16 protein-coding genes are annotated in these 21,527 nt (G+C 70.5%); 12 read left to right on the top strand and 4 right to left on the bottom strand.

Translation table 11 applies throughout. The features are described 5' to 3' along the window. Nucleotides 1–192 precede the first annotated feature (192 nt). The 4 genes from Q7T67_RS16785 to Q7T67_RS16775 are packed head-to-tail and all read left to right on the top strand — an operon-like array spanning nucleotide 193 to nucleotide 10,865. Nucleotides 193–3,183 (top strand): hypothetical protein, encoded by a 2,991-nt coding sequence (locus Q7T67_RS16785; protein ID WP_304792292.1) that lies wholly within the window; start codon nucleotides 193–195, stop codon nucleotides 3,181–3,183. Continuing rightward, nucleotides 3,180–8,486, top strand: a complete 5,307-nt coding sequence (locus tag Q7T67_RS16780) for a DEAD/DEAH box helicase (protein WP_304792288.1) — start codon at nucleotides 3,180–3,182, stop codon at nucleotides 8,484–8,486. The genes Q7T67_RS16785 and Q7T67_RS16780 overlap by 4 nt, the downstream gene beginning before the upstream one ends. A 1-nt stretch (nucleotide 8,487) precedes the next feature. Then, complete coding sequence (locus Q7T67_RS21270; RefSeq protein ID WP_370695416.1) at nucleotides 8,488–8,928, top strand: nuclease-related domain-containing protein; 441 nt, start codon at nucleotides 8,488–8,490, stop codon at nucleotides 8,926–8,928. Further along, on the top strand, nucleotides 8,925–10,865 hold the full coding sequence (locus tag Q7T67_RS16775; RefSeq protein ID WP_304792285.1) for an AAA family ATPase: 1,941 nt from the start codon (nucleotides 8,925–8,927) through the stop codon (nucleotides 10,863–10,865). The genes Q7T67_RS21270 and Q7T67_RS16775 overlap by 4 nt, the downstream gene beginning before the upstream one ends. Before the next feature lie 398 nt (nucleotides 10,866–11,263). Here the strand turns inward: Q7T67_RS16775 and Q7T67_RS16770 are convergent, their stop codons facing one another. Further along, nucleotides 11,264–14,065, bottom strand: coding sequence for an ADP-ribosylglycohydrolase family protein (locus Q7T67_RS16770; protein WP_304792282.1), 2,802 nt, complete (start codon nucleotides 14,063–14,065; stop codon nucleotides 11,264–11,266). Between the two features lie 172 nt (nucleotides 14,066–14,237). Between Q7T67_RS16770 and Q7T67_RS16765 the strand changes: the two genes are divergently transcribed. Together Q7T67_RS16765 and Q7T67_RS16760 are read left to right on the top strand one after the other, a co-directional pair. After that, entirely contained in the window at nucleotides 14,238–14,774 is a 537-nt protein-coding gene (locus Q7T67_RS16765) for a hypothetical protein (RefSeq protein WP_304792278.1), read from the top strand. 9 nt (nucleotides 14,775–14,783) lie between these two features. After that, nucleotides 14,784–14,963, top strand: a complete 180-nt coding sequence (locus Q7T67_RS16760) for a hypothetical protein (protein ID WP_304792276.1) — start codon at nucleotides 14,784–14,786, stop codon at nucleotides 14,961–14,963. Between the two features lie 52 nt (nucleotides 14,964–15,015). On the opposite strand, the gene Q7T67_RS16755 is transcribed toward Q7T67_RS16760, so the two are convergent. Further along, nucleotides 15,016–15,714, bottom strand: coding sequence for a tetratricopeptide repeat protein (locus Q7T67_RS16755; protein ID WP_304792273.1), 699 nt, complete (start codon nucleotides 15,712–15,714; stop codon nucleotides 15,016–15,018). Nucleotides 15,715–16,002: 288 nt separating this feature from the next. On the opposite strand from Q7T67_RS16755, the gene Q7T67_RS16750 reads away from it, so the two are divergent. The 3 genes from Q7T67_RS16750 (at nucleotide 16,003) to Q7T67_RS16740 (ending at nucleotide 17,055) form a co-directional block, all read left to right on the top strand. Beyond that, the gene (locus Q7T67_RS16750; RefSeq protein ID WP_304792270.1) at nucleotides 16,003–16,290 is read left to right on the top strand and encodes a hypothetical protein; all 288 of its coding nucleotides are present in this window, start codon (nucleotides 16,003–16,005) and stop codon (nucleotides 16,288–16,290) included. Between the two features lie 108 nt (nucleotides 16,291–16,398). After that, nucleotides 16,399–16,863: a hypothetical protein gene (locus Q7T67_RS16745; protein ID WP_304792268.1), complete on the top strand. Its 465-nt coding sequence runs from the start codon at nucleotides 16,399–16,401 to the stop codon at nucleotides 16,861–16,863. Between the two features lie 30 nt (nucleotides 16,864–16,893). Further along, nucleotides 16,894–17,055 carry a hypothetical protein gene (locus Q7T67_RS16740; protein ID WP_304792265.1) on the top strand — a complete coding sequence of 54 codons (162 nt, stop codon included), beginning with the start codon at nucleotides 16,894–16,896 and terminating at the stop codon, nucleotides 17,053–17,055. A gap of 26 nt (nucleotides 17,056–17,081) precedes the next feature. Here the strand turns inward: Q7T67_RS16740 and Q7T67_RS16735 are convergent, their stop codons facing one another. Further along, nucleotides 17,082–17,672: a hypothetical protein gene (locus Q7T67_RS16735; RefSeq protein ID WP_304792263.1), complete on the bottom strand. Its 591-nt coding sequence runs from the start codon at nucleotides 17,670–17,672 to the stop codon at nucleotides 17,082–17,084. A gap of 322 nt (nucleotides 17,673–17,994) precedes the next feature. Between Q7T67_RS16735 and Q7T67_RS16730 the strand changes: the two genes are divergently transcribed. The 3 genes from Q7T67_RS16730 (at nucleotide 17,995) to Q7T67_RS16720 (ending at nucleotide 19,873) form a co-directional block, all read left to right on the top strand. Continuing rightward, nucleotides 17,995–18,546, top strand: coding sequence for a hypothetical protein (locus tag Q7T67_RS16730; protein WP_304792260.1), 552 nt, complete (start codon nucleotides 17,995–17,997; stop codon nucleotides 18,544–18,546). A gap of 113 nt (nucleotides 18,547–18,659) precedes the next feature. Then, complete coding sequence (locus tag Q7T67_RS16725; RefSeq protein WP_304792258.1) at nucleotides 18,660–19,157, top strand: PASTA domain-containing protein; 498 nt, start codon at nucleotides 18,660–18,662, stop codon at nucleotides 19,155–19,157. 173 nt (nucleotides 19,158–19,330) lie between these two features. After that, a complete protein-coding gene (locus Q7T67_RS16720) occupies nucleotides 19,331–19,873 on the top strand; it encodes a Uma2 family endonuclease (RefSeq protein WP_304792255.1) in 543 nt (180 codons plus the stop codon). Between the two features lie 225 nt (nucleotides 19,874–20,098). Here the strand turns inward: Q7T67_RS16720 and Q7T67_RS16715 are convergent. Beyond that, nucleotides 20,099–21,527: ADP-ribosylglycohydrolase family protein (locus Q7T67_RS16715; RefSeq protein ID WP_304792252.1), on the bottom strand; the 1,429-nt coding region annotated here is incomplete at its 5' end.

Here is a 21,527-nt window from a genome sequence, read left to right as displayed (position 1 = left end):
TCTGTTTCCCGTCACCGTGCCCGCTCCCTTGAGCGGTTGGCGCGGCACTACTCCGTTTGCTGACGGGCGAACCTGCGCATCCTCAAGACTTCCGAGCGTCTCCACTTCGGCCGTAGGGCTCCCGTGCGCACGACCGTGTGGTCGCCGTAGCGGGTGTCAAACCCGACGCTGTAGTCGCGGCCAGGGTGCGCGATGACCACCCCGGCAACGACAGCGCCCGTCGATCGGTGGCAGCGGCGCCAGGCGTGGAACGAGGCACTTCTAGAGGTGGTGTTGCCACTGGATCGGGCGGCCAACCAGCCCGTGCTGCTGTCTTGCGACGAAGCGGACGTGCGGACGGCAGGGACCCTCATCGGCGTCCCGGAATCGCGTGCTGCTGAAGACTTCGTCGACGCGATCGTCGGTGAGGAGCGCCTGAGGCAGCGCGGGTTCGCCGACCTCGGCTCACAGGCAGCACGTTTCACCGGACGTGATGTCACGCAGAGCGGACCGCCGGCCTTCTTCGGGTTCTGCTGCCTCCTCGTCCTCGCGGCGAGCACGATGCACCGCGACGAGGAAGCCCGTGCTTCGAACTACTACGGTCGGCTCTTCCGTGACCTTCTGGGATGGCAGTCGGTTCCTACGAAGGAGCTCTTGCGTCCGGCAGCGATCGAGTCGGTGTTCCAGGCGGTAGCGCGCTGGACCCGGATCGACCTCGAGGGACGTCGAGGTCGGCTTGAGGTCCCGACCCGGCCATACCCGCGCTGGGCAGGAATTCCGATTTCGCAGGTGGTCTTTCGGCCGGACGACCGCGTTGCTCTGCGTCGTCATTTCGAGCGGTACCCGCGTGATCGTGAGCTGCTTGAGCATCTACGGGCCTCGCCTCGCCACGAGTTCCTGGCGGCTGCGCGGGCGGCGATCGTTGACGAGAAGCTCACGACGGTGGTCCTCGCTGCGATCGCGCGCGCCCGTCGCGATGCCCGCGACGTTCGGGTTGCCCCTCAGCTGCGCCGGCGGCCGAGCCCGACGGTGCGGGTCACTCCGGCAGCTGTGCAGCTCGCCGTGCTCCCGCGACTGGTACTCCGGGCGTTCACTTCTGGCGCCGAGCGGCCGCGTGATCTCGACCCCGGAGACATTCTGCAGTCCGTGCCAGCCCCCGAGTGGATGTCGGAAGACCGGACGGTTCGGGTGCTGCTGGGCGATCCCATCGTGTTCGCGCGAGCTGCCGGCGGTGCGCTCATGCAGGTTCCGCGCCCGCCGCAGGACCAGACGTGCTGGGCGCTCACCGCCGACACCGAGATCATCGAGCTGCTGGAACACCATGTCGATGAAGACGCGACGGAGGAGCTTCCGGAACCGTGGGTCGTGCTGCGGGATATCCCCGCTGGGACTCTCCGTCATGCGGCTGCGGCACCGGGAACCGCCGCGCCTACTGATCGCATCACCCTCGTTGCCGCTCCGCGATCGGGGCGAAACCAATGGCTGGCTGACGACCCACCACGAGTGGCGTTGCAACGCGACGATGGCCAGGCGGCCACGATCGCGCTAACGCGTCGTGGCGAAACTACCCCCATCTCTACGGTTTCCGTACGACCCGGCGGTGCCGAGCGGCTCTTCGCCCCCGAGGCCGCCGAGCCCGGCATCTACGACTTGCTCGACCGATCCGGTGTCCGACTAGGGCGTTTCGAGCTCCTCGGCGCCCGGACGTCGTGGCCGACGTCGTCGTGGCAGATCTCCGGTGCGCCGGACAAGCCCTGGGCTCTAACCAGGTCGTCCGACGGTCCCGCGGGTGCACTCTGGGCCGAGGTTGAGCCTCGAGGTCGCTGGATCACGATCGACGAGCCGCTCGTCGGTCGTCTCGACGCGAACGGCGGGTGGGCGTCTGTGACCGGCACCTCGAGCTTCGGGAGCAGGCACATCGGAAGTACCGGAGGTCCAGATGCCGGCGCGGTCCGCGTGCTGGTCTCACAGAACGACCGCTGGCTATTTACGGCGACATGTGCAGTCCTCGTCGACGACGGCGCAGTCGTGCCGGTGACCCCCGCTGCGAAGCAGGGTGTGCGCGTGTGGTTTCGAGGCCGCCGCGAGTGCATCGCGGTCGACGCCCGAGGCGCGGTCGAGCCCGGCGCCTCGTCCGCTGGCCGAGTGCTCGCGTCGCTTCGGGCAACGGTGGTCCGCGGACTTCCGGGCCAGCCCGACGGCTGCATCGAGCGGGAGCCCAGCGGCGTGCCGGATCTCGGTTCGAACGACCCCTCGCGCGTTCCAGGAAGGACAGACAGCGCTGGGGATCGGGTCCTGCGCTGGCTCTCCGGCATCGGAGACGTGCCGCTGAACCGTTGGCGCGAGGTCTGCGGCGTGCTGGGCCTGGACGGCGAGGAGACCCTTCGGCAGTTCCTCCTCCTGGGGCACGTGGAGTTTGACCGCGTCCGTCGCCGCGTGGTCGCTGCGCCTCCCGTTCTCGCGCAGCTCACGGGGCTCGGCGGGACGTGGGCGCTCTTCGGCGCACGAACCCCACGAATTGAGAGCGCGATCAAGACCTACGTCGCATCGTCGTCGCTGACGCTGGAGCACGTTCCGCCGTCACCAGAGGCCCCGACCGCATGGCACCTGAACGGTCCCGATGCCGCGATGCGCGAGCTGTGCGATGTGGTTGGTGTCGCGCTTCGTCGCGAGCCCGGTCTTGGGCTGGCATCCACCCTTCCGTCGTTCCGCCCTGACACCGTCTCGGAGCCCTGTGACCCTCCGAGCATGACCCGCGGCGAGCGGTACGACCTCAAGCATCGCCGTTGGGTCGAGTCGGTCGTGGACGATCGGCCGGGGCTCTGGCGGATGAGGCGATGGGGACGGCAGCTGACCTACGTTCGGGGCGGCGGGATCTGGCGACGCGTCCCGATCGACGAGTACGGCATGTTCGTGGCCTATCCCGGAATGGCGGTCGTCTACTACGACGTCGAACACGAGCTCGTCGTGACCCAGCAGGATCGGCCGCTGCCACCGTTGCTCCAGCGGGCGCTGGCGATGGCGAGCGCGGAGCTCCCGGGCTTCTGCAGGTTCAGGACCGTGAACGCGTCACGGGAGGCGACGCCTGAGATTGGTATCGCCTGGCCGGCGATTCCTCCCGAGCTTGCTAGGGCGGTGGCGGAGAAGATCGGCCAGACAAAGCTCGTCGCCGTGAGCGTTCAACCGAAGGACAGCGACAAATGACCGCCCGCACGATCAACCCGATCGCGTTGCACGAACTCCTCGAGCGGACCTACGTCAACCGCATCGAATCGGCGTTCCCCTTCGCCCTCGACGAACTCGAACGCGAACGGCGTGCACGGCTAGACGAAGCTGGACTTTTCGTACCGCTCCATCTCGAACCGCAAACCGGGTTCGCGTCGAGCGGCCGCACTCTGCAGCAGGCGGTCAGTGAGCTCGATTTGCCGGCGGAGGTCGCGGGGTTGGCCGGGCCCCTCATGGGGGAGCATGAGCTCTACACGCATCAGTTTGATGCGCTAAGGGCTGCCACTGCCGGTGAGTCCGTCGCGGTGACCGCTGGCACCGGATCGGGCAAGACCGAGAGCTTCCTGCTGCCGTTGCTCGCCAATCTAGTCGACACTTCTCGCGACTGGACCGGAACGCCGGCCCCCGAGCGCGGCATCCCGTCGAGGGGTAGCGGCCTGCGTCCACAACGCGCCGGCGAGTCGGGTCGGCCCGCTGCGGTTCGGGCATTCGTGCTCTATCCGATGAATGCCCTGGTGGAGGACCAGCTGGTGCGCCTTCGACGGACGCTGGACAGCGATGCGGCCCGCGCTTGGGCCACCCGCGAACGTCGCGGGCACCGGTTCTATTTCGGGCGCTATACGGGCCAAACGCCGCGGATGGCGCACCAGGGCAAGGCATGGCTGCGGGCGATGCAACAGCGGGTGGAGGCCACGGAGGACCTTCTGCGCAATGGAGGACCTGACTACCGAGACCGGCTCGCACGCTACGACGGTGCCGAGCTCGTGTTCCGCGAAGACATGATCTCGCACCCACCCGATGTGCTGATCACGAACTTCTCGATGTTGTCGATCATGCTCGGTCGAGACGTCGAGCGACCGATCTTCGATCGGACGCGGGACTGGTTGGCTGCGGAGGCAGGGCACCGCGTGGACCTGGTCCTCGACGAGCTACACACCTACCAGGGCACCGCCGGAACCGAAGTCGGTCTGTTGCTTCGTCGGCTCTTCCACCGGCTGGGCGTCGATTCCGACAGCCCGCAGGTGCGGGTGCTTGGGGCTTCCGCGTCGCTTGGTGACGACGTGCAGGACGGAAGACGCTTTCTGTCCGAGCTGACTGGGCAATCGGGCGACCGGTTCGCCATCTTCCGTGGCGCACCCGGGAAGGACGCGGGACGGGACGCAGGACTGTCGACCGACGCTTTGAACGATCTCCGGAGCGTTGCCAGCGACGATCCCGATCACGAGGTTTCCACCGCCCGGCTCTTGGATCGGCACGACCTCGCACAACATTTGGTGGCGGCGTGCACCACGGACGGCATTCCTCAGGCCACCGACATCAGCGATATCCAGCGCCGACTCGTCGGTAATGCCGCCGACGGCGCCGCCTTGCTACGGACCGCGCTCGACGTCCTCGGGACCGCGCCCGACGGCCAGGAACTCCCGATCCGTGCACATACGATCGCTCGAGCTCTTGGGGCGTGGTCGGTGTGCCTCGACGCGCGGTGCCCGGCGCTCGAATCGGAGTTCCGCTCGGAGCACCGACACTTCGGAAAGATGTTTCCGGGACCTCGGCTGCGCTGCGACTGCGGGGCACGCTGCCTGGACCTCCTGCAGTGCCGACAGTGCGGGGAGGTACTTCTCGGGGGCTTTCGTGCGCCGTCGGAGCAGGACCCCGCGTACGAGTACCTCTTCCCCGAGGACGCAGACCTCGAGAGCGTCCCGGATCGCAGCCCGTTCGAGACGTCGTCGAAGACGTACCGCGTCTTCTGGCCGAGCGGGGGGACCGCACCGGCGACGAGCACATGGGATCGCAGCAACAAGACATTGAAGCTGCGCTGGGAACGCGTCGACGTGCAGCCCGGATCCGGTCTTCTCAGCCCGATACCCATCGGAGGCGATGGCTGGAGGTTCGTTGTCGAGCAACGGGAAGGTGCTGCGGCGGTACCGGCAAACCCCACGCGCTGCCCCCGGTGCGACTCGAACTTCGAGCGTCAGCGAGACCACGCCGGACGGCCCCTCGCCGCCGACGACCCTGCGCGGTTCGGCTCGCCGCTCTCGAGGCCGCGACTCTCGGCCGCGGGGCTCGGCAGCGCGTTGACGTCTGAGGTCGCCCGGGTGCTGTACCCCGGAGGCCAACACCATCCATTGGTGGCGTTTGCCGACACGCGGCAAACCGCGGCGCGGTTCGCGGCGGAGTTCGACATGCAGCACGAGGACGACCTCGTGCGCCAGGTCACCGTCGAACGACTCGGCGCGGCGGGTGGGCAGGGGCGGATCATCGAGTCGCTGCTTCGGATGACGGCCGACGAACAGGTGACTTCCGAGGAACGGGCCGAGATTCGTGCGCTCGGACGCGAAGTTCCAGAGGTCAACGCCATCATCGTTGCCCACGCCACGGGAGACGAGGCGCTTCCGGCCCTTGTCGCGGCGGTTCGGGGGCGCGTTGAGGGGGACCTGCCGTTCCGGGACCTCGTGGCCTTCTCTGCGAACCGGTTGCTTCAGGTCGGCCGCTTTCCCGGTGGCTCGGAGGCGTCCCGCGAGGACCGGCTCACGGACTGGTGGACGAACTACGAGTGGGACCGGACCCCCGCCACGCCACGCAACGCAGACGTCCACGCCAAGGCCGTCGAGCTGCTCGCTATGCGGTGTCTGTCGGGCCTATTGCGGGGCGCCGGTCACGATGTCGAATCACTGCGGCTGGGGTACCTCATTCCGGCTCGTGCGCCGCAACGCTTCGGTGCCTTCAGCGACGCTCAGACGACGCAATTGGCTGCGGGTGTTATCCGCATTCTTGGCTCGCGGCGCTTCCTCGTTGGGCGACGGGAGCCTCGACCGGTCGAGGATGCGATCCCCGCTCCGATCGGCATGTGGTTTAAAGCGCTCTCGGAGCGCTGGGACGTCGACCGAGAGACCCTGGAGAACTGGGCGCGCCGATACCTGGCGAGCGCGCAGTCGCCCTGCTCGGAGTGGCTGTTGCGTCCGGACTACTTGGCGATCCGCGCCGCCGATGACTCGATGTGGCGGTGCGACCGGTGCGGAACTCGCCACGCTCACCACTGCATGGGCGTGTGCACGACCTGCCACGGTCGCCTGGCGACGGAAGGCACCCCGTGGGACGACTCGGCCCGGGCCCGTCGCGCGGAGGAGACCGCGCAGGTCGAGCCGATCCGTCTGCGGATCGAGGAACTAACCGGTCAGACCGATCGCGCCGACACCGTGCAGCGTCAGGCCGCGTTCCAGCGCGTCCTCATGCGCGGTGAACCTGAGCTCGCGGGGACCATCGACGTGCTGGCGGCGACCACGACCATGGAGGCCGGCGTCGACATCGGCGGGCTCCGTGGGGTGGTACTCACCAACGTCCCGCCGCGGCGGTTCAATTACCAGCAACGTGTGGGCCGCGCCGGCCGTCGCGGGGACCGCGTCTCACTCGCGCTCACCATCGCGCAGCCGCGGACCCACGACCAGCACTACGCCGCCCGGCCAGCGGAGCTCGTGTCGGGGAGCCCGCCGGCACCCTTCCTGGCGTCCGACCGTCGAGAGATCGCGGCCCGCCTCGTGCGCCACCACGCGCTGATCGAAGCGTTCTGGCGCCTGCGGTCGCAGAGCGGCGAGGAGGGCCGGATCCAGGCGGTGCACGGTGACTTCGGTGCGGTCGAGACCTGGCCGCGTCGGCGAGAACGAGTCCTTGGAGCTCTGCGCGACGGGCGCGAGGACCTCGTGCTTTGTGCACGCCGCGTTCTCGCCCAGACACGTATGAGCTGGTCGGCCGAGGCCCTCGCGGACGAGGTCCTCGAGGGCCTCCCAGATGTAATCGATCGAGTCGTGGCGATGAGCGCTCCCGCGGACGAGCTATCTCAGAGGATGGCGGAGCTCGGCGCACTCCCGATGTTTGGATTCCCGAGCCAGGTACGCCATCTCGTGACGCAGCCGACACCGAAGTTCGGCGGAGTATGGCCTCCTTCGCACTCCCTCGACAGAGATCTAAGTTCCGCGGTTACGGAGTTCGCTCCCGGTAACGAAGTGGTCTACGACAAGCGCGTGTTCGTGTCGGACGGAATCACAGCAGGAGCTGTTCGCAAGGAGCATCAGCGCGATGACGTCGAACCAGCGGGCGCCGAGGAACGCGTCGACTCCGGTCCCCCCGGTGATCTCCGCGAGATCGGCCTGTGCGAGCGGTGTCTCAACGTTGACGAGCGGGAGGACGCGCTGGAGTGCGCCGTCTGCGGTCTGCCCGACGACGAGCACTACCGTCGCTTCGACGTCCTCTCACCCCGCGGCTTCCGGAGCAAGGATTCGTGGAAGAAAGAGGGCGACGCCGGCGATCCGTACCGGGGCGTGGTCCGGCGAGTCTCGCGTGCGATGAGCCCACGGTTGGCGCTAGACGTCGGCACGGCGTCGAATCCGCAGCATTTCGGACTGCTCGAGGTGCGGGCGGCTCGAGCAGTGTTGTTCACGATCAACGACAACTCCTCCGCCTTGTTCCGGCTGCGGCGTGCGTCCGTTTACTCGCAGGATTGGAACGTCGGGTTCGGGGAAGGAACCGTCCCGGTCGCGCTCGGGGCGCGGCAGATGACCGACGTCCTGCTCATCAGTGGGCCTGATGACCACCTCGACGGGCAGTCGTTCGGTCACTTGATCGAAACTGCACGCGACGTCATCACCGCCCGTCGCGCTGCTTGGGTGAGCCTGGCGTTCGCAGTGCGGTCTGCGGCCGCACTCGTTCTGGCAATCAGCACCGACGAGCTGCGATGCGGCGTTCGATACCGACGCGGTGTTCGCGGACTCGAGCCCGAGCTCTACCTCGCGGACACTCTCGAGAACGGGGCGGGCTATTCGACCTACTTCTCGACGCCCGAGGCGATCGATCAGCTGAGGACGAGGATGGGCGAACTGGTGGCGCGGTGGGATCAGCATGCCGCCGTATGTGACAGCGCCTGTTATGCGTGTCTTCGCGACTTCGGGAACCAACGGTTCCATCCGCTGCTCGACTGGCGGCTGGCGGCGGACACGTGGGACCTCCTCTCTGATGCTGAGCTCTCGGCCGATAGGTGGGCCAACCTGCGTGCAGCGGCTATCGGAGTGGCCGTCAATGATCTCGGGATGCGCTGCCAGGATCCGGATAGTCCTGCCCCCGTCCTGGTGACGAAGCGGTCCAACCGTGAGACGACCATCGTTCACCCGTTCGCGTCGACGCTGAACGACGAGAACTCAGAGCACCTCGACGTCTTCACCCTCTATCGCCGTCCCGTGGTGTCTGCCGCCGTGCTGAAGCGTCGGAAGGGCGCGACGCGGGGCCGCTGAAATGGCGCGCCTCCTGCCCTCCGCCCTCGCCGACGACCTCGGGTCCCGGGCCGAGCGCCGCATCTTCGATGCGCTGCGGGATGAGACGCCCGCCTCGTGGGTGATCTTTCACAGCGTCGGCCTTGCCGGGCATCCGCAAAAGCGGTGGGGGGAGCTCGACCTCGTGGTGGTCTGCGAGCACGGAGTCATCTGCCCGGAGGTGAAAGGCGGGAGCGATCGCGGGTGGCGGTGTCTGGACGTCGAACGGAGTGACCCCCGCGCAGAGCCCGTTCTTCCAGGCCGGCGGGGCGAAGCATGGTTGCGCGGTCATCTGCGGGACAAGCAACCCGACATGATGCGCGTAGACATGCGCGACAGAACAGCGCGAAGAAAGACCACCAGTCGTCGGCTATGTGATGTCGAACCTCGGTCTCAGACCATTGCGAAAGCTCACCTTCAGTGATCACTGTCGCTGGCATCGCCCGAATCGGGCCTGACACCCGCGCGCCGTCGGGGTATGTGCCCCTGACGCAGTTCACGGCCTTCGTGGGCCCGAACGACAGCGGGAAAAGCACGTGGCTCCGCACCGTCGAAAGCGCTATCAACGGACCGGGGACGGAAGAGGAATCCCGCAGTCTCAGCGACGGTTTGTTCCTCAGCGCCGACTCCCTCGACGAGATTGATGCGCTTCTCGCGCCAGCGTGGCGACGCCAGCGCGTTCCGTCGGGCGAGGACGGGCTCGATGATCTCGGCTACTTCGAGATCAACGGCTGGGCACAGCGCTTGTTCTGGGACTCGATCTTCGGCGTTTCGTCCGCAGATCGTCTCCCCGATGTTCTGCCCGCCGGGAACGGGATCGCTGCGTGGGTAGCGGTTCTACGGTCCCTCTGCACCCCACCGGCCCTCGTCCTTTTGGATGCGGCCCTCTCTGCGCCTCAGCTGCTCCTCATAAACCGGACGGAGGATGACGGCGAATGGCATGAGGACGCGTGGCTCTGTCTTGACGCTCGTGACGCCCTGGTCCTGGAGGCTTTGGCTTCGCTCGACCTGCGTCCGGCTGATCCGTTCGGTGTCTTCTCGAACGAGTGGGGTTCGAATCTGGGGCCGAATGCGCCCATCGCCTTCTTTCCGGTCCCCTGCAGCGCAACGCCCGGTCAGCGTCCGGGGGCCTACCGGCCGTTGTCCGGACCTACTGACGTTCGGGAACTTGTGGTTTCACTTCTCGAGCAGGGCACGTCGCGAAACGACATCGTTGGATCGTTCAACGCTGCGCTGCCGCCGCCGATCAAGGACCGGTACCGGGTGACTGTCGAGACTCCGCCGTTCAGAGAGCCCGTCGTACGGGTCCAAGAGGCCGGCGGAAAGCATGCCCCGACGTACGACCTTGAGGAGATCGCGACGGGCTGGCGGCTCTGGATCGCGGTTGCAGCCGAGATCGCGCTCCGGTCATTGGTGTCAGAGACGGACACCTCGGCAGTCCTGATCATCGACGAGCCCGAGCAGCATCTTCACGCGCGGGCCGCCCGCGCGTTGTCGGCCTGGCTCGCCGAGCAGGCCGCCCCGGGCTTGCAGATCGTCGTCGCGACACACTCACCCATCTTTGCGGAGCCCCGGGGCGTGAGGTCGTCCGTGATCCAGCTCCTTCTGAGCGATGAACGAGACCAGTTCGACAGACTCGTGCCGTCACGGGTTGCCAGAGCGACAGGCGATCTCCGGGCTGCGGACGAGATCACCGACGCCATGGGGTGGGGGATGGGGGAACTCGCGACGCTCTTCGAGACCGTGCTCTTCGTCGAAGGGCAGGCAGATGAACAGATCCTGAATCGGCTGTTCGCAGCCGAACTCCGAGCTGCGGGAATCCTCGTGACTCCGATCCACGGTTTGAGCAAGGTCCGCGCCATCCCCTTCGCTCGGGTTCTGAGCGAGTTCCTCCCGGCGATGCGCATCGCGCTGATGGTCGACGCCCTGACGGACGACGAAATCTCTGCCCTCAGAGCGATGGACAAGGACGCACTCCTGAAGGTGTCGAGGTCAGGAACGACAGAACAGGCGGCGGTGGCACTTCTCTTGCTGGCGATGGGCAGCGGGCAAGACGCAGCGATCATCGTCTCGCACGGGGCAGAAGACGCCATCGAGCTCTTCGACGACGAGGTCCTTCTCAAGGTGCTTCCCAAGTATCCGGGGCGGGAGGCATCGGGATCGGACCTGCGCCAGCGACGCGCCACAGCCACTGTTACGTGGAAGAAACACATGCAGAAGTACGGGTTGGCGGACAATCCCACCGAAGAGGCACAGGTCGTCGAACGCCTGATCGAAACGGCAGCCAGCCTCGGCCGCAAACCGGAGCGCATCATCGATGTGATCGCGCAGGTCGTCGCGGGCCCTGAGCAGCGAGCTTGAATGGGGATTCAGCGAACCATGCCACGGTGTCAGGCTTACGCTGGGTCTTCAGGCTGAGCCGACGACGACGTGGGAATCTCCCGCCTGCGTGACTCTCGTCGTCGCTATCTCCGTCGCCCAGCGGGAGGCCTTAGGCGGGTGAACGGAAGACGCGGAATGGGAAGAGTCACAGCCCGACACTGCGATTCCGACGAGCAGCTGCGACGCGACGAGGAGAACATCGCGAGCTGCCGCGCGAGCGAACAGTCACCTGGTGACGAGGACGCGCGGCGGGGCCCAGTGTGCGCGGGCGCCGGCAGTTTGAACGGCGCGGTGAACGGGTGCGGGACGGAGGAAGGGGCGATGCGCGCCTCCGCGCCCGCGAGCCGGTGCCCCGGTCCGAACGGCTCGAACGCTCGCTACTCCGCCGGCCACCGGCCCTGCCAGCGCTCGCCGAACACGTCGACCCCACCGTCGCCGGCGCTCACCGCGTGCAGATCATCTGCGATCTCGGTGATCTCGTCGCCATGCTCGAGTCCGGCGAGCCACCGATCCGGGATGGCACTCAAGCCGAAGATGGTGCCGAGGAGGGCGCCGCAGATCGCACCCGTGGAGGGGCTGGCGCCGCCGTGGTTGACGGCGAGGAGGAGGCCGTGCTCGAAGCTCTCCGCGACAAGCGCGCAGTTGACCGCGATGGCCAGCGCTTCGTCGGCGACCCAGCCCTCGCCGAGGAACTCCACGTCCTCGGCCAAGGGGTCGTGGCAGAGGCGGGCGCTGGTGTTCGCCCGGACGAGGGCCTCACGGGTCTCCTGAGCGTCGCTGGTCGTGAGAGAGCCGATCACGGTCTGCAGTGCGATGCCCAGCCACTCCCCGGCTCGGAGCTGGGCGATCAACATTGCGAACGCACCGGCCGTGTGGAACCCCGTCGGGTGCCCGTGGGTCAGTGCCGCCGCTCGGCGGGCGACGTCGGCCGCCGCCTCCGGATCCCCGTACACGAGCCCGATCGGCGCGACGCGCACGACCCCGCCGCAGCCCTTGCTCGAGTTCGTGGGCTCCTCGGGGCTGCCCGCCACGCTGCCACGCATCGCCGCGATGCACGTGCGGCCAGGGCCTCGGCGGGCGTCGGGCCCCGTGAGCAGGCGCTCCACGGTGCTGGGGACCGCGCTCTGGTCCTTCCACCGCCGGCTCTGCTCGCCCTGGGTGCGCAGCCAGCGGGCGTAAGCCTCGTCGAGCTGCAGGACGGGGTCGTCGGGGATCCCACGCTCGGCCTCGCGAGTGTAGGTCCGCAGCAGCGCCTCGGCCGTGAAGAGCGTCATCTGCGTGTCGTCGGTGATCGCGGACTCGCGGCCGTACGCCGGGGCCGGTCCCTGCAGGCCGTCGGGGCCGAATCGGTGGCGGATCCGACTCAGCGAGTCGTGCTCGATGCCCGCGCCCAAGGCGTCGCCGACCGCACCGCCCAGCAGGCAGCCACGGAAGCGGTTCAGGGCGTCGGGGCCTGCGGCGGGCTCGTCCTCCGCGGTAGTGCGGCTCAGGTGCTCGTCGGCCGTGTCGCAGCTGGAGTGTTTGTCGGTCGGCCCCGTCCCGCGCAGCGCCACGACGGCCACGTTGTCGCCGGCGCCGCCGTCGCATGCCGCATCGATCAGCTCGTCGACGACGCGGATCGCGGTGGGGCAGAGCGCTTCGCGCAGGTCCTCAGCGTCGACGTGCGCGAGCAGCTCGAGGCGAGTGGCCGCGCGGACGGCCTCGGCGGGGTCGTCGACGAAGTCCGTCAGCCCGTCGCTGGCCAGGACGAGCCAGCCGTCGGCCGGAAGCGTCTCCTCGCCGTGGTCGACCGCGGCGAGCACGTCGTGGGCGTCCATCGGCCAGCCGAGAAAGCGGTGGCGCGGCGTACCGAGCCGCTGCATGGTGCCGTCGGGCTCGGCGAGCAGCACGAGGGAGTCGCCCATGCTCGCCCAGCGCACGCGGCTCCCGCGGACGACCGCTAGCACGAGGGTCGTCCGGCTCTCGGGCTGACCGAGGGCCGCCGTCGCGGAGCGGACGGCACCGTTCGTGCCCGTCAGGAGCTCGACGAGGTCCGCCTCCGTGTCCACGGCGTGCTGGTCCTCCTCGAGGAGCGAGGCGATCACGTCGCAGGCGACCCGGGCGCTGGACTCCCCGTTGTGGCCGTCGGCGACGAGGATCACCGTCGCGCCGTTCGTGCGGAACACGCGGACCGCGTCCTCGTTCGGGTCCGTCGCGGCGTAGGACTTCTTGCGTGCGCCGGCGGTGATGCCGGCCGCGAGGTCGCGGTCGAACGCCTCGAGCTGCCGCCGGCCGAGGTGGGGGAGGTCCTCGCCGTCGAACGCGATCATCCGCTCGTGGTCGGCGGGGTCCGCGAGGTCGTCCTCGTCGTCGGTCCCGGAGGTGGACGGGGTGATGCTCGGGGCGTGGGCGGAGGACGCGCGGGGCTCATCATCGGACTCGCCCGCCCGCTCTGCGGTCTGCGTCGCGGCGACGACGGCCGCCGCCTCCGCCGCGGCCTTCGCGGCCTCCTCCGCCACGCGCCGCTCCAGGGCCACGAGCCGCTCGTCCGCATCGGTCTCGGAGTCGCCGTCCTCGTCCGGCTCGTCGAGCTCGATCGCCCGGCGGTAGGCGCGGCGGGCCTCGGTGATCTCGCCCAGCGACTCGGCCGCCTGGCCGTACCAGTGCCAGTTCCAGGCGCCCATCGGCGCGATCTCGGTGTAGTGGCGCAGGTGCCCGTAGGCCTCGGTCGGGCGGCCGAGCTCGAAGAGGGTGTAGCCGAGCGCGAAGTGGGCCATCGCGTCGCCGGACTCGAGGCAGTGGGTCCAGTGGGTCAGCGCCTCTTCGCCCTCGTGGCTGGTCGCGACGCCGAAGATCGCCCGGTTGAGCGAGTCGCGGTCCCCGAAGTGGTGGCGCGCGGCGATCGCGATCTCGCCGGCGGTCGCGTTGGTCAGGCCGAGGATGGGCGCGTCGAACCGCGGCCCCTCCCAGATCGCCTCGACCTCGGGATCGTCCGGGTCGAACGTGTGGAAGTCGTTGATGCGGAAGCCGACCACCCGGCCCTCCGGCGCGTCGAGCAGGTACGCGCAGTCCTCCGACACCATGTGCCAGCACCCCTGAGGCTGGTCCTCGCCGACCCGCCCGTACTCGAGCGCGATCAGCCAATGGAAGTCCTTGTCGTGCGAGACGAAGAGGCGAGGTGGGTCGGTCGGGACGATCATCGGCGGGCTCCTGGGACGGGACGCGAGGTGCATCGGAGGAGTCGGGCCGGCGGGGGTGGATCTGACGGTGGGGCGGACGGATGGCGGGGCGGCCCGCGGGCTCCTGCCGGTGTTGCTGTTCGCGGCCGCGATGCGTTGTCAGATGTGGTCACTGAGGCGCGACCCTGTCCTCATGGCCACCGCCCGCGACTACGCGTTCTCCGACCTCTTCGACGCGTGGAGCGGATTTCGCGAGTACGGCTCGAAGCACCCGGACCTCGCGGAGCACCACACGCGTCGGTACGCCGCGTTCTCGAAGGCGTTCGGGGTCGACCTGGGGGAGGTGCCGATCGACGCCCCGCCGGTCCCGGAGTGGGCCGTCGAGACGTTCACGCGTTTCGGCGGCGGCGATCTCGAGTCCCGGGCCGAGGACTGGCCTGAGTGGCTTCATCGTCTCGCACTTCAGGTCGAGGAGCGCGGGCGGTCGATCTACAGCCCGTTCTCGAGCTACCTGGAGGCGCCGCTCGCTGTCATCGCCGCGAACGCGCGTTTCGGCGAGCCGATCAGGGATCGGGTTCACGCGCTGCGGGCGGAGCTCCGGTCCACGGCCTTCGAGCTGCTGTCGGCGGTCTTCCCTGAAGCCGCCGGCCTGCGCATCACGGCGGACGAGGTGCGGGCGTCCGGTTTCGACCCCGACACGCGGGCTCCGGACCCGGACGACTACTGGTAGGCCGAGAACGTGACCGCCGTCGTCCTCATCCTCGCCATCTTCGTGGTGGTGATGACCGCGCGTGCGGACCCGCCGCACGTCCCGGACCGCGAGCAGCTGCGCCGCGACGAGGAGGACATCGCGATCTACGGCGCGATCGTCCGGCCGCCCTTGGACGAGGACGAGCAGCGGCGGGGTCGGGGCTGCTGAGACCGGGTGTCGGTGTGTCCGTGGGTGGTCGCGCCCCTTCCCACGTCGGGCGTCAGCGCCCCCGGCCCGCCTGCTCCTCCAACCTTGCCAACCGCTCCGCCGCGTCCCGCCGCCCGGCGTCCCCCGCCGGCGGTGCCAGGTCGATCGCCCGGCCGTAGGCGTGGCGGGCCTCCTCGGTCTGGCCGATCGCCTCGGCGGCGCGGCCCAGGAGGTTCCACGACCAGGCGCCGTTCGGGGCGATCGAGGCGTAGTGGCGCAGGTGGGCGTAGGCCTCGGCGGGGCGGTCGAGGTTCAGGAGGATGCGGCCGACCTCGAGGTGTGCGGTCATGTCGCCGGCGTCGAGGCAGTGGGTCCAGCGGGCCACGGCCTCGGGTCCGTCGCAGGCCGTCGCCATGGCGGCGAGGGTGCGGTCGACCGAGTGCCGACCGCCGAGGCGCCGACGGGCCGCGACGACGATCTCGCCGACGGTCGCCGCGGTCAGGCCCAGCGACGGGGCGTCGAGGCGCGGACCGCCCCAGATCGCCGCGACGTCCGGGGCGTCGGGGTCGAACGTGTCGAACGCCTCGACCACGAAGCCGACCGTCCGGCCGCCGGGCCCGTCGAGGAGGAACGTAAGCCCGGAGTCGTGCAGCTCGATCCGGTCCTCGGGCGGCTGGTCCTCGGAGGTCCGCCCGAACTCCACGGCGACCAGCCGGTGCAGGGCGCGGTCGTGGGACACGAACAGTCGGGGCAGATCGGTGGGGTGGGGCACGGGGGAGACTCCTCGGGACGACGACGGCGGGCGGCAGGGAACGTCGGACAGCGGGGTCCGGATCTGACGTGGCGGTGCGGAGGTGGTGGTCGAGAGGGCTGTGGGCCCGGCGGGCCGGCCGGTTTGCGAGCCCATCCCAGCAGGGCCCGTCCGGTGCGCCGTGTGTCAGAGCGGCCTCGGTCCGTCCGACCTCTCGCCCATGGGCGACGTCAACCACCTCACCGGTCGACCGACGGCCCCTGGCGCCGGCCGCCCGACGACCATCGGCGTCGCCGAGGACGCCCGCCGATGAGCGACCTCGGCGTCGTGCTCTTCTGGGGTGTCATCGGCGCGATCGGCGCCTGGCGGTCCTACGTCGACCGGGTGGAGGCGATCGACGCCCGGCGCGTGACCTCGTTCACCGACTGGATCGAGCGGCCGCTGTCCGAGCCGCCGACCGAGACGGACTGGGAGGCCTTCGAGCGACGCGTCGAGCGCGAGCTGCGCGCCGCGGTGCGCGAGCCCGTCGACGTCGTGGAGCCGTACGAGCCGCCGTCCAGGCCGCGGCCGCGGGCGGCCGCGGGTCGCGGGTCGTAGGCGTCTAGGTCGTCAGATCCGGCACCCACGCCCCGACCGACGACCAGACCTCCACCCGCCGGCACCCACGCCCGCAGGGGTACGGACCCACCACCCGAAGGACCATCGATGACCGATCCGCAGCAGACCTCCACCGACATCGTCTACGGCGACCTGGGCGGCGCGCTCGTGCTCGTCCCGCGCGACCGCGCCGAGGAGCTCGCCACCGTGCGCCGGGCGGTGCAGGAGTCGATGACGTGGGGCGAGCTCCTGTCGCGGCTCTCGGACGAGCGCCGCGCGCAGATCGCGGAGGCCTACGGCGAGGACGAGCAGCCCGCCGACGACGCGACGCTCGCCGACGAGCCGGTGCCCGGGTGGGACGACGGCGACTGGCCCGAGGCGCCGATCCAGGCGATGCTCGACTGGGTCCCCGCCGAGGCGCAGGCCCTCGGGGAAGAGGTCTCCACGCGCCTCAGCGGCGAGCACCTCGGGCTCGAGCCGGCCCGCACGGACGAGGTCGTCGCTGCGATGGAGGCAGCCGGGTACACGATGCGCCGGGACGACGCCCTGGTCGAGCGCGCCGTGTGGTCCTGAGCGCCGGGAACGGCTGCAGCTCGGTCTGACGTGGCGCTCGGCGACCGCATCACCGTCCCGCGCACGCTGCTCGGGCTCAGCGCCGTCGCCACCATGGTCGGCGGCGAGGTGCTCGAGGGCGTGTGCCTGCTGGGCGTGCTGTGGGTCTGGATGGTCTCGTGGCCCGACCCGCACGGGGTCGGACGGGGCTGAAGCGGGCGGCGCCGCTGGCCTGGACCTCAGCCTGCGCCGCGCCCCAGCTCCTCGTTCAGGCGCTCGACGCTCGACGGTGCGCCCAGCACGTCCCCGTACAGGTACATCTCGCTGCCGCGGGTCGGGACGATGGCCCGCAGGCGCGGGCCGTAGGCGCCGCGCAGGATCGCGGCGACCTCGAGGAACCGGTCGATTCCCTCCCAGTAGGCGAGCTCGCGGAACAGCTCGCGCTCGCCGTGCCGGAGGACGGTCCAGTGCTCGCCGGCGTCGTCGACCATGTCCCAGGCGATCTCGATCCGGTCGTCGTCGATCGTGGGCAGCTGGGCGGCGTCGCGGAGTGCGATGCGCTCGGCGGCGGCCTGGCGTGCCTCGATCTCGTCGACCCGGCCCAGCTCCTTCTGCGCTCGCGCGTCGCCGGCCGCTGCGGCGGCGTGGGTGTCCTCGCGGGTCGGCCACGGGATCTTCGCGATCGGGCCGTCGCACTCGGGGCAGCGGACGTCGAGGAACGTGTCGGTGCTCTCGCCGGTCGTCACGCCGGACCAGCCGCAGCGGCCGCACCGCACGGCTGCGGTCTCGTCGTAGTCCCAGTAGGTCGGGCGGGCGGGCTGTGCGGTCACGGGTGGCTCCGGTCTCGGTGGTGTCGGCACGGAGGAGGTCGCCGGGCCGGGCGTCGTCCTGACGATCGCGGGGCGGTGGGTGGCCGTCGGCCGCGTGGGACCGAACGGGCGCGCGAGCCGGTTGGCCGTGGGCCAGGGGACCGAACGGGGCTGTGTCGGGCGGCCATCGGTCACTCGACCGGACGGCTCCGGTCGAGGGGCGGCCGGCGGTCCCGTGAGCCGGACGGGCGGGCGGCCACGGGCGGACACCGGTCGGCTCGACCGTAGGTCCAGCGCCACCGGCGCGCGTCAGATCGTCCCGCCGCCCCGCGACTCCGGTGCCATGGACATCAAGACGAAGGCCGCCATCGGCGGATCCGTGTTCGTGGCGCTGATCGCCGGCACCGCGATCGGCCAGACGAACCCAGACGAGGGGGCGACGGAGCCCACCACGGTCGCGACGACGGTCACCCGCACCGTCACCGCCGACCCGACGCTGCAGCAGCGCAAGGACGCCCGGGCGAAGCTGCGCGATCTGCGGTCAAGGGCGACCGACGCGCGGGCCGACGCCTCGTCCGCGGCACGGCGCGAGCGGCGGTCGCGGTCCGAGCTGCGCGAGCTGAAGGCGCAGATCTCGACGACGTCCGATCAGGTCGCCATGAGCAGCTTCGAGGGCGACGGCACGTTCGTCGTGAACGAGGACATCCTGCCCGGCACCTACCGCGCCGCGGCGTCGCCCGGGTGCTACTGGGAGACGGGCCGCGGGTCGGGCGCCGAGACCCTCGACAACATCATCGCCAACGACAACACCGACGGGCCGGTGGTCGTGCAGATCACGCCCGACACCTACCAGATCAAGGTGGCCCGTTGCTCGACGTTCGAGCGCACGGGATGAGCGGCCTCGCGAGCCGCGTCCGTCAGGTCCCGGGCCGAGACCACGACCCCACCGCACGGTCACCCGCCGGTGGCCGATCCAGCACCGTACTTCCCTACCCGAGGTCCCTCCTCATGCGCACACCAGCCCTCCCGTTCACCCTCCTCGTCCTGGCCCTCGGGTCCGTCGCCGCGACCGGCTGCGGCACCGACGGGGAGTCCGCCTCGGCCACGACCGTCGTCGAGCGCGTGACCGTCCAGGCCGACGCCACGACGACCGAGGCGGCCGACGTGACGACGGAGAGCGTCCCGGACGACAGCGGGTCGGCGTCCTCGGAGGTCTCCGACGACGAGGGGAGCTCGTCGGGGTCGAAGGACCGGTCCGAGGCGTCGGCATCGGGGTCGGACTGCGAGGAGGTCCCGAACGTCGTCGGACTGCGTGACCTGCAGCTCTCGCAGGACACGCTGCAGGCGGCCGGCTTCTACTTCATGGACCAGGAGGACGCCACCGGCCAGGACCGCGCCCAGCTCCTCGACCGCAACTGGGTCGTCACGCGGCAGAGCCCGAAGGCCGGCGAGTGCGTGGACACGTCGACGACGATCACCACGTACGCGAAGAAGCACGGGGAGTAGGGGAAGCCGGCTCGTCCGGGTCGCCGCGGTCCGTGCACCTCGCACGGCTCGGATCCGGCGCGGACGACGCCCCGATCTGGCACGGATCGCCCCTTGATCCGGCACGGCGTCCAGCGCGACGCTGCGCCGGCCGATGGACACCGCCGAGGAGCACTCCTACGATGCGCCGTACCGTGACCGCCCCGCCTGTCGCCCGATTCACGCGCGAGGAGTTCCTGCGGCTGCCGGAGTCCTCGCCCGGGTTCCGGTTCGAGCTGGTCGACGGTGAGCTCGTCACGATGAACGACCCGCTGCCGCTGCACCAGGTGGTGGTGGGGACCGTCTACGCCGAGCTCCGACGGTGGTGCCGGGCGGTCGAGGGTCGCGGGCGCGTGCTCCTGTCGATCGACACCGAGGTCGGCCCGGACGCGATCGTCGGGCCGGACCTGCAGTGGTTGGCGGCCGGACGCGAGCTGCCCGACCTGCAGCGGCGACCCTGGCCGGCCGGCGACCTGGTGATCGAGGTCGCCTCGCCGTCGACCGAGCGCTACGACGCCGGGACGAAGCTCGCGCGCTACCTGGCCGCCGGCTCGCAGGAGGTCTGGCTCGTGACGCCCGAGCCGCTCGGCGTCCGGATCGTGCGGCCCGACGGCGAGCGGCGGATCGACGCCGGCGGGATGCTGACCAGCGGGCTGCTGCCCGGCTTCGAGCTGCGGGTCGCCGAGCTGCTCGACTGACCCGCGAACGCCAGTCGGGACGGTCGGGCGTCTGCCCGCGCGGCGGCCTGCCGGCGCACGTCGCCCGCCCGCGCGCGGCGCCCTACCAGCCCACGTCTCCTCGCCGACGCCCGGAGCCTTGCCGGGCGCCTATCGGCCCGCCGGCGCCCATCGTGTCGCCGGCGCCCCTCGTGTCGCCGGCGCCCCTCGCCGGCGCAGCCGCCCGCCGACCGATCACCGCCGACGTCAGCCGCCCGCCGCCGCGTCCCGCGCCTGTACGACCTCCGCGATCTTCGCCACCAGCGCCCGCCGGAACCTCGCCGTCGGGCTCGACTCGAAGTTCCGCGCGTTCACGACGTGGGTGACGCCGTCGTCGTCCGGAGCGCTCATCGCGACGTCGTCGCCCCAGCCGAAGCGGTCCGCGCGGAAGCCGAAGAAGAGCGTGCCCCGCAGCAGGTCCAGGTCGTCGGGCAGCTCGCCCGTCTTCGTCCAGGCGGCCTCGACGGGGTGGGCCTTCTTCGCCGTCCGCGAGACGGTGCGGTCGTTCTCCGGGTCGTCCGGTTCGCCGGCGTCCGGCGCACCGAGGACCTCGTAGCCGTTCAGGGTCGACGCGAAGCGGGCGACCGCGTCGTACGGGTCCCACGGGGCCGGGACGTCCGTGATGCGGAGGGCGTCGCTCGGGATCTGGTTCGTCTCGACGTCGTCGACCCGGATCGCCCGCGGCGCGTACGGCGGTCGCCACGCCCGGACGAACGCGACCTGCTGGTCGGTCTCCGGGGCGACGCGCCCCTGCTTCGCCCGCGCCGTGTGGCGGCGGGCGTGCGCCACCCGCTCCAACGCGTCGTCCGCCGGCCAGCCGTGGTCCACCCGCAGGCACGCCAGCACGGTGCCGGTGCGTCCGACCCCGCCCCAGCAGTGGACGTAGACCTTCGTGCCGACGGCGAGCGCCCCGTCGATCACGTCGAGGATTGCGCGCATCCGCCACGGCTCGGGCACGGAGACGTCGCGGATCGGCAGGCGCACGTGCCACGCGTCGATCCCACGGGCCTCGGCCCTCCGACGGAGCAGCGCCTCGTACGGGTGCAGGCCGCGCGGGCCGGGGCCCTCACCCTCCTCGGTCAGGTCGACGAAGCACGTCACGCCCAGGTCGAGCAGCGCCTCGAGGCTCTCCGTCGCGGCGTCCTTCGTCGGCTTGCCGGGATAGGGCCCGGCCAGCACGGCGTCCTCGAGGAACCAGAACGCGTCGTTGGGCAGCTGCGGGTCGACATCGGGGGCGCCGTGCGGCTGCGGCAGCTTCCGGTGCTCGACGGCGAGCTCGTCCGACAGGTCGCGCAGACCGTCGGCGAGGCCCGCGATCTCGTCGCCCCACAGGACCCGCTCGCGCCAGTGCGCGGGGATCGCCTCTGCGCCGTAGAGCGCACCGGCCAGTTGCCCCGCGATCGCGCCGGTGGTGTCGGCGTCGTCGCCCAGGTTGACCGCGGCGAGGACGGCGTCCTCGAACGTCCGGGTCGACCACACGGCCCACAGCGCGGCCTCGAGGGACTTCGGCGCGAAGCCCTTGCCGGCGATGCCGGGCGGGACCGTCGGCAGGCTCGGCAGCGCGCCCGACCGGCCGGGCGCCACGCCGCTCTGCACCGCACCATCGCCGGCCGTGCCGTTGTCGGCCGCGCCGCCG

The organism is Patulibacter sp. (genome assembly GCF_030655195.1).
Lineage (GTDB): Bacteria > Actinomycetota > Thermoleophilia > Solirubrobacterales > Solirubrobacteraceae > Patulibacter.
Note: the sequence above shows the minus strand (reverse complement) of the source record. Positions and strands in the feature narration are given on the sequence as shown.

Bases quoted from the DNA above. Each gene is read 5' to 3' on its own strand.
- Q7T67_RS21270 (WP_370695416.1), top strand. From the start codon at position 8,488: ATGGCGCGCCTCCTGCCCTCCGCCCTCGCCGACGACCTCGGGTCCCGG.
- Q7T67_RS16730 (WP_304792260.1), top strand. From the start codon at position 17,995: ATGGACATCAAGACGAAGGCCGCCATCGGCGGATCCGTGTTCGTGGCG.
- Q7T67_RS16745 (WP_304792268.1), top strand. From the start codon at position 16,399: ATGACCGATCCGCAGCAGACCTCCACCGACATCGTCTACGGCGACCTG.
- Q7T67_RS16765 (WP_304792278.1), top strand. From the start codon at position 14,238: ATGGCCACCGCCCGCGACTACGCGTTCTCCGACCTCTTCGACGCGTGG.
- Q7T67_RS16780 (WP_304792288.1), top strand. From the start codon at position 3,180: ATGACCGCCCGCACGATCAACCCGATCGCGTTGCACGAACTCCTCGAG.
- Q7T67_RS16785 (WP_304792292.1), top strand. From the start codon at position 193: ATGACCACCCCGGCAACGACAGCGCCCGTCGATCGGTGGCAGCGGCGC.
- Q7T67_RS16750 (WP_304792270.1), top strand. From the start codon at position 16,003: ATGAGCGACCTCGGCGTCGTGCTCTTCTGGGGTGTCATCGGCGCGATC.
- Q7T67_RS16770 (WP_304792282.1), bottom strand. From the start codon at position 14,065: ATGATCGTCCCGACCGACCCACCTCGCCTCTTCGTCTCGCACGACAAG.
- Q7T67_RS16725 (WP_304792258.1), top strand. From the start codon at position 18,660: ATGCGCACACCAGCCCTCCCGTTCACCCTCCTCGTCCTGGCCCTCGGG.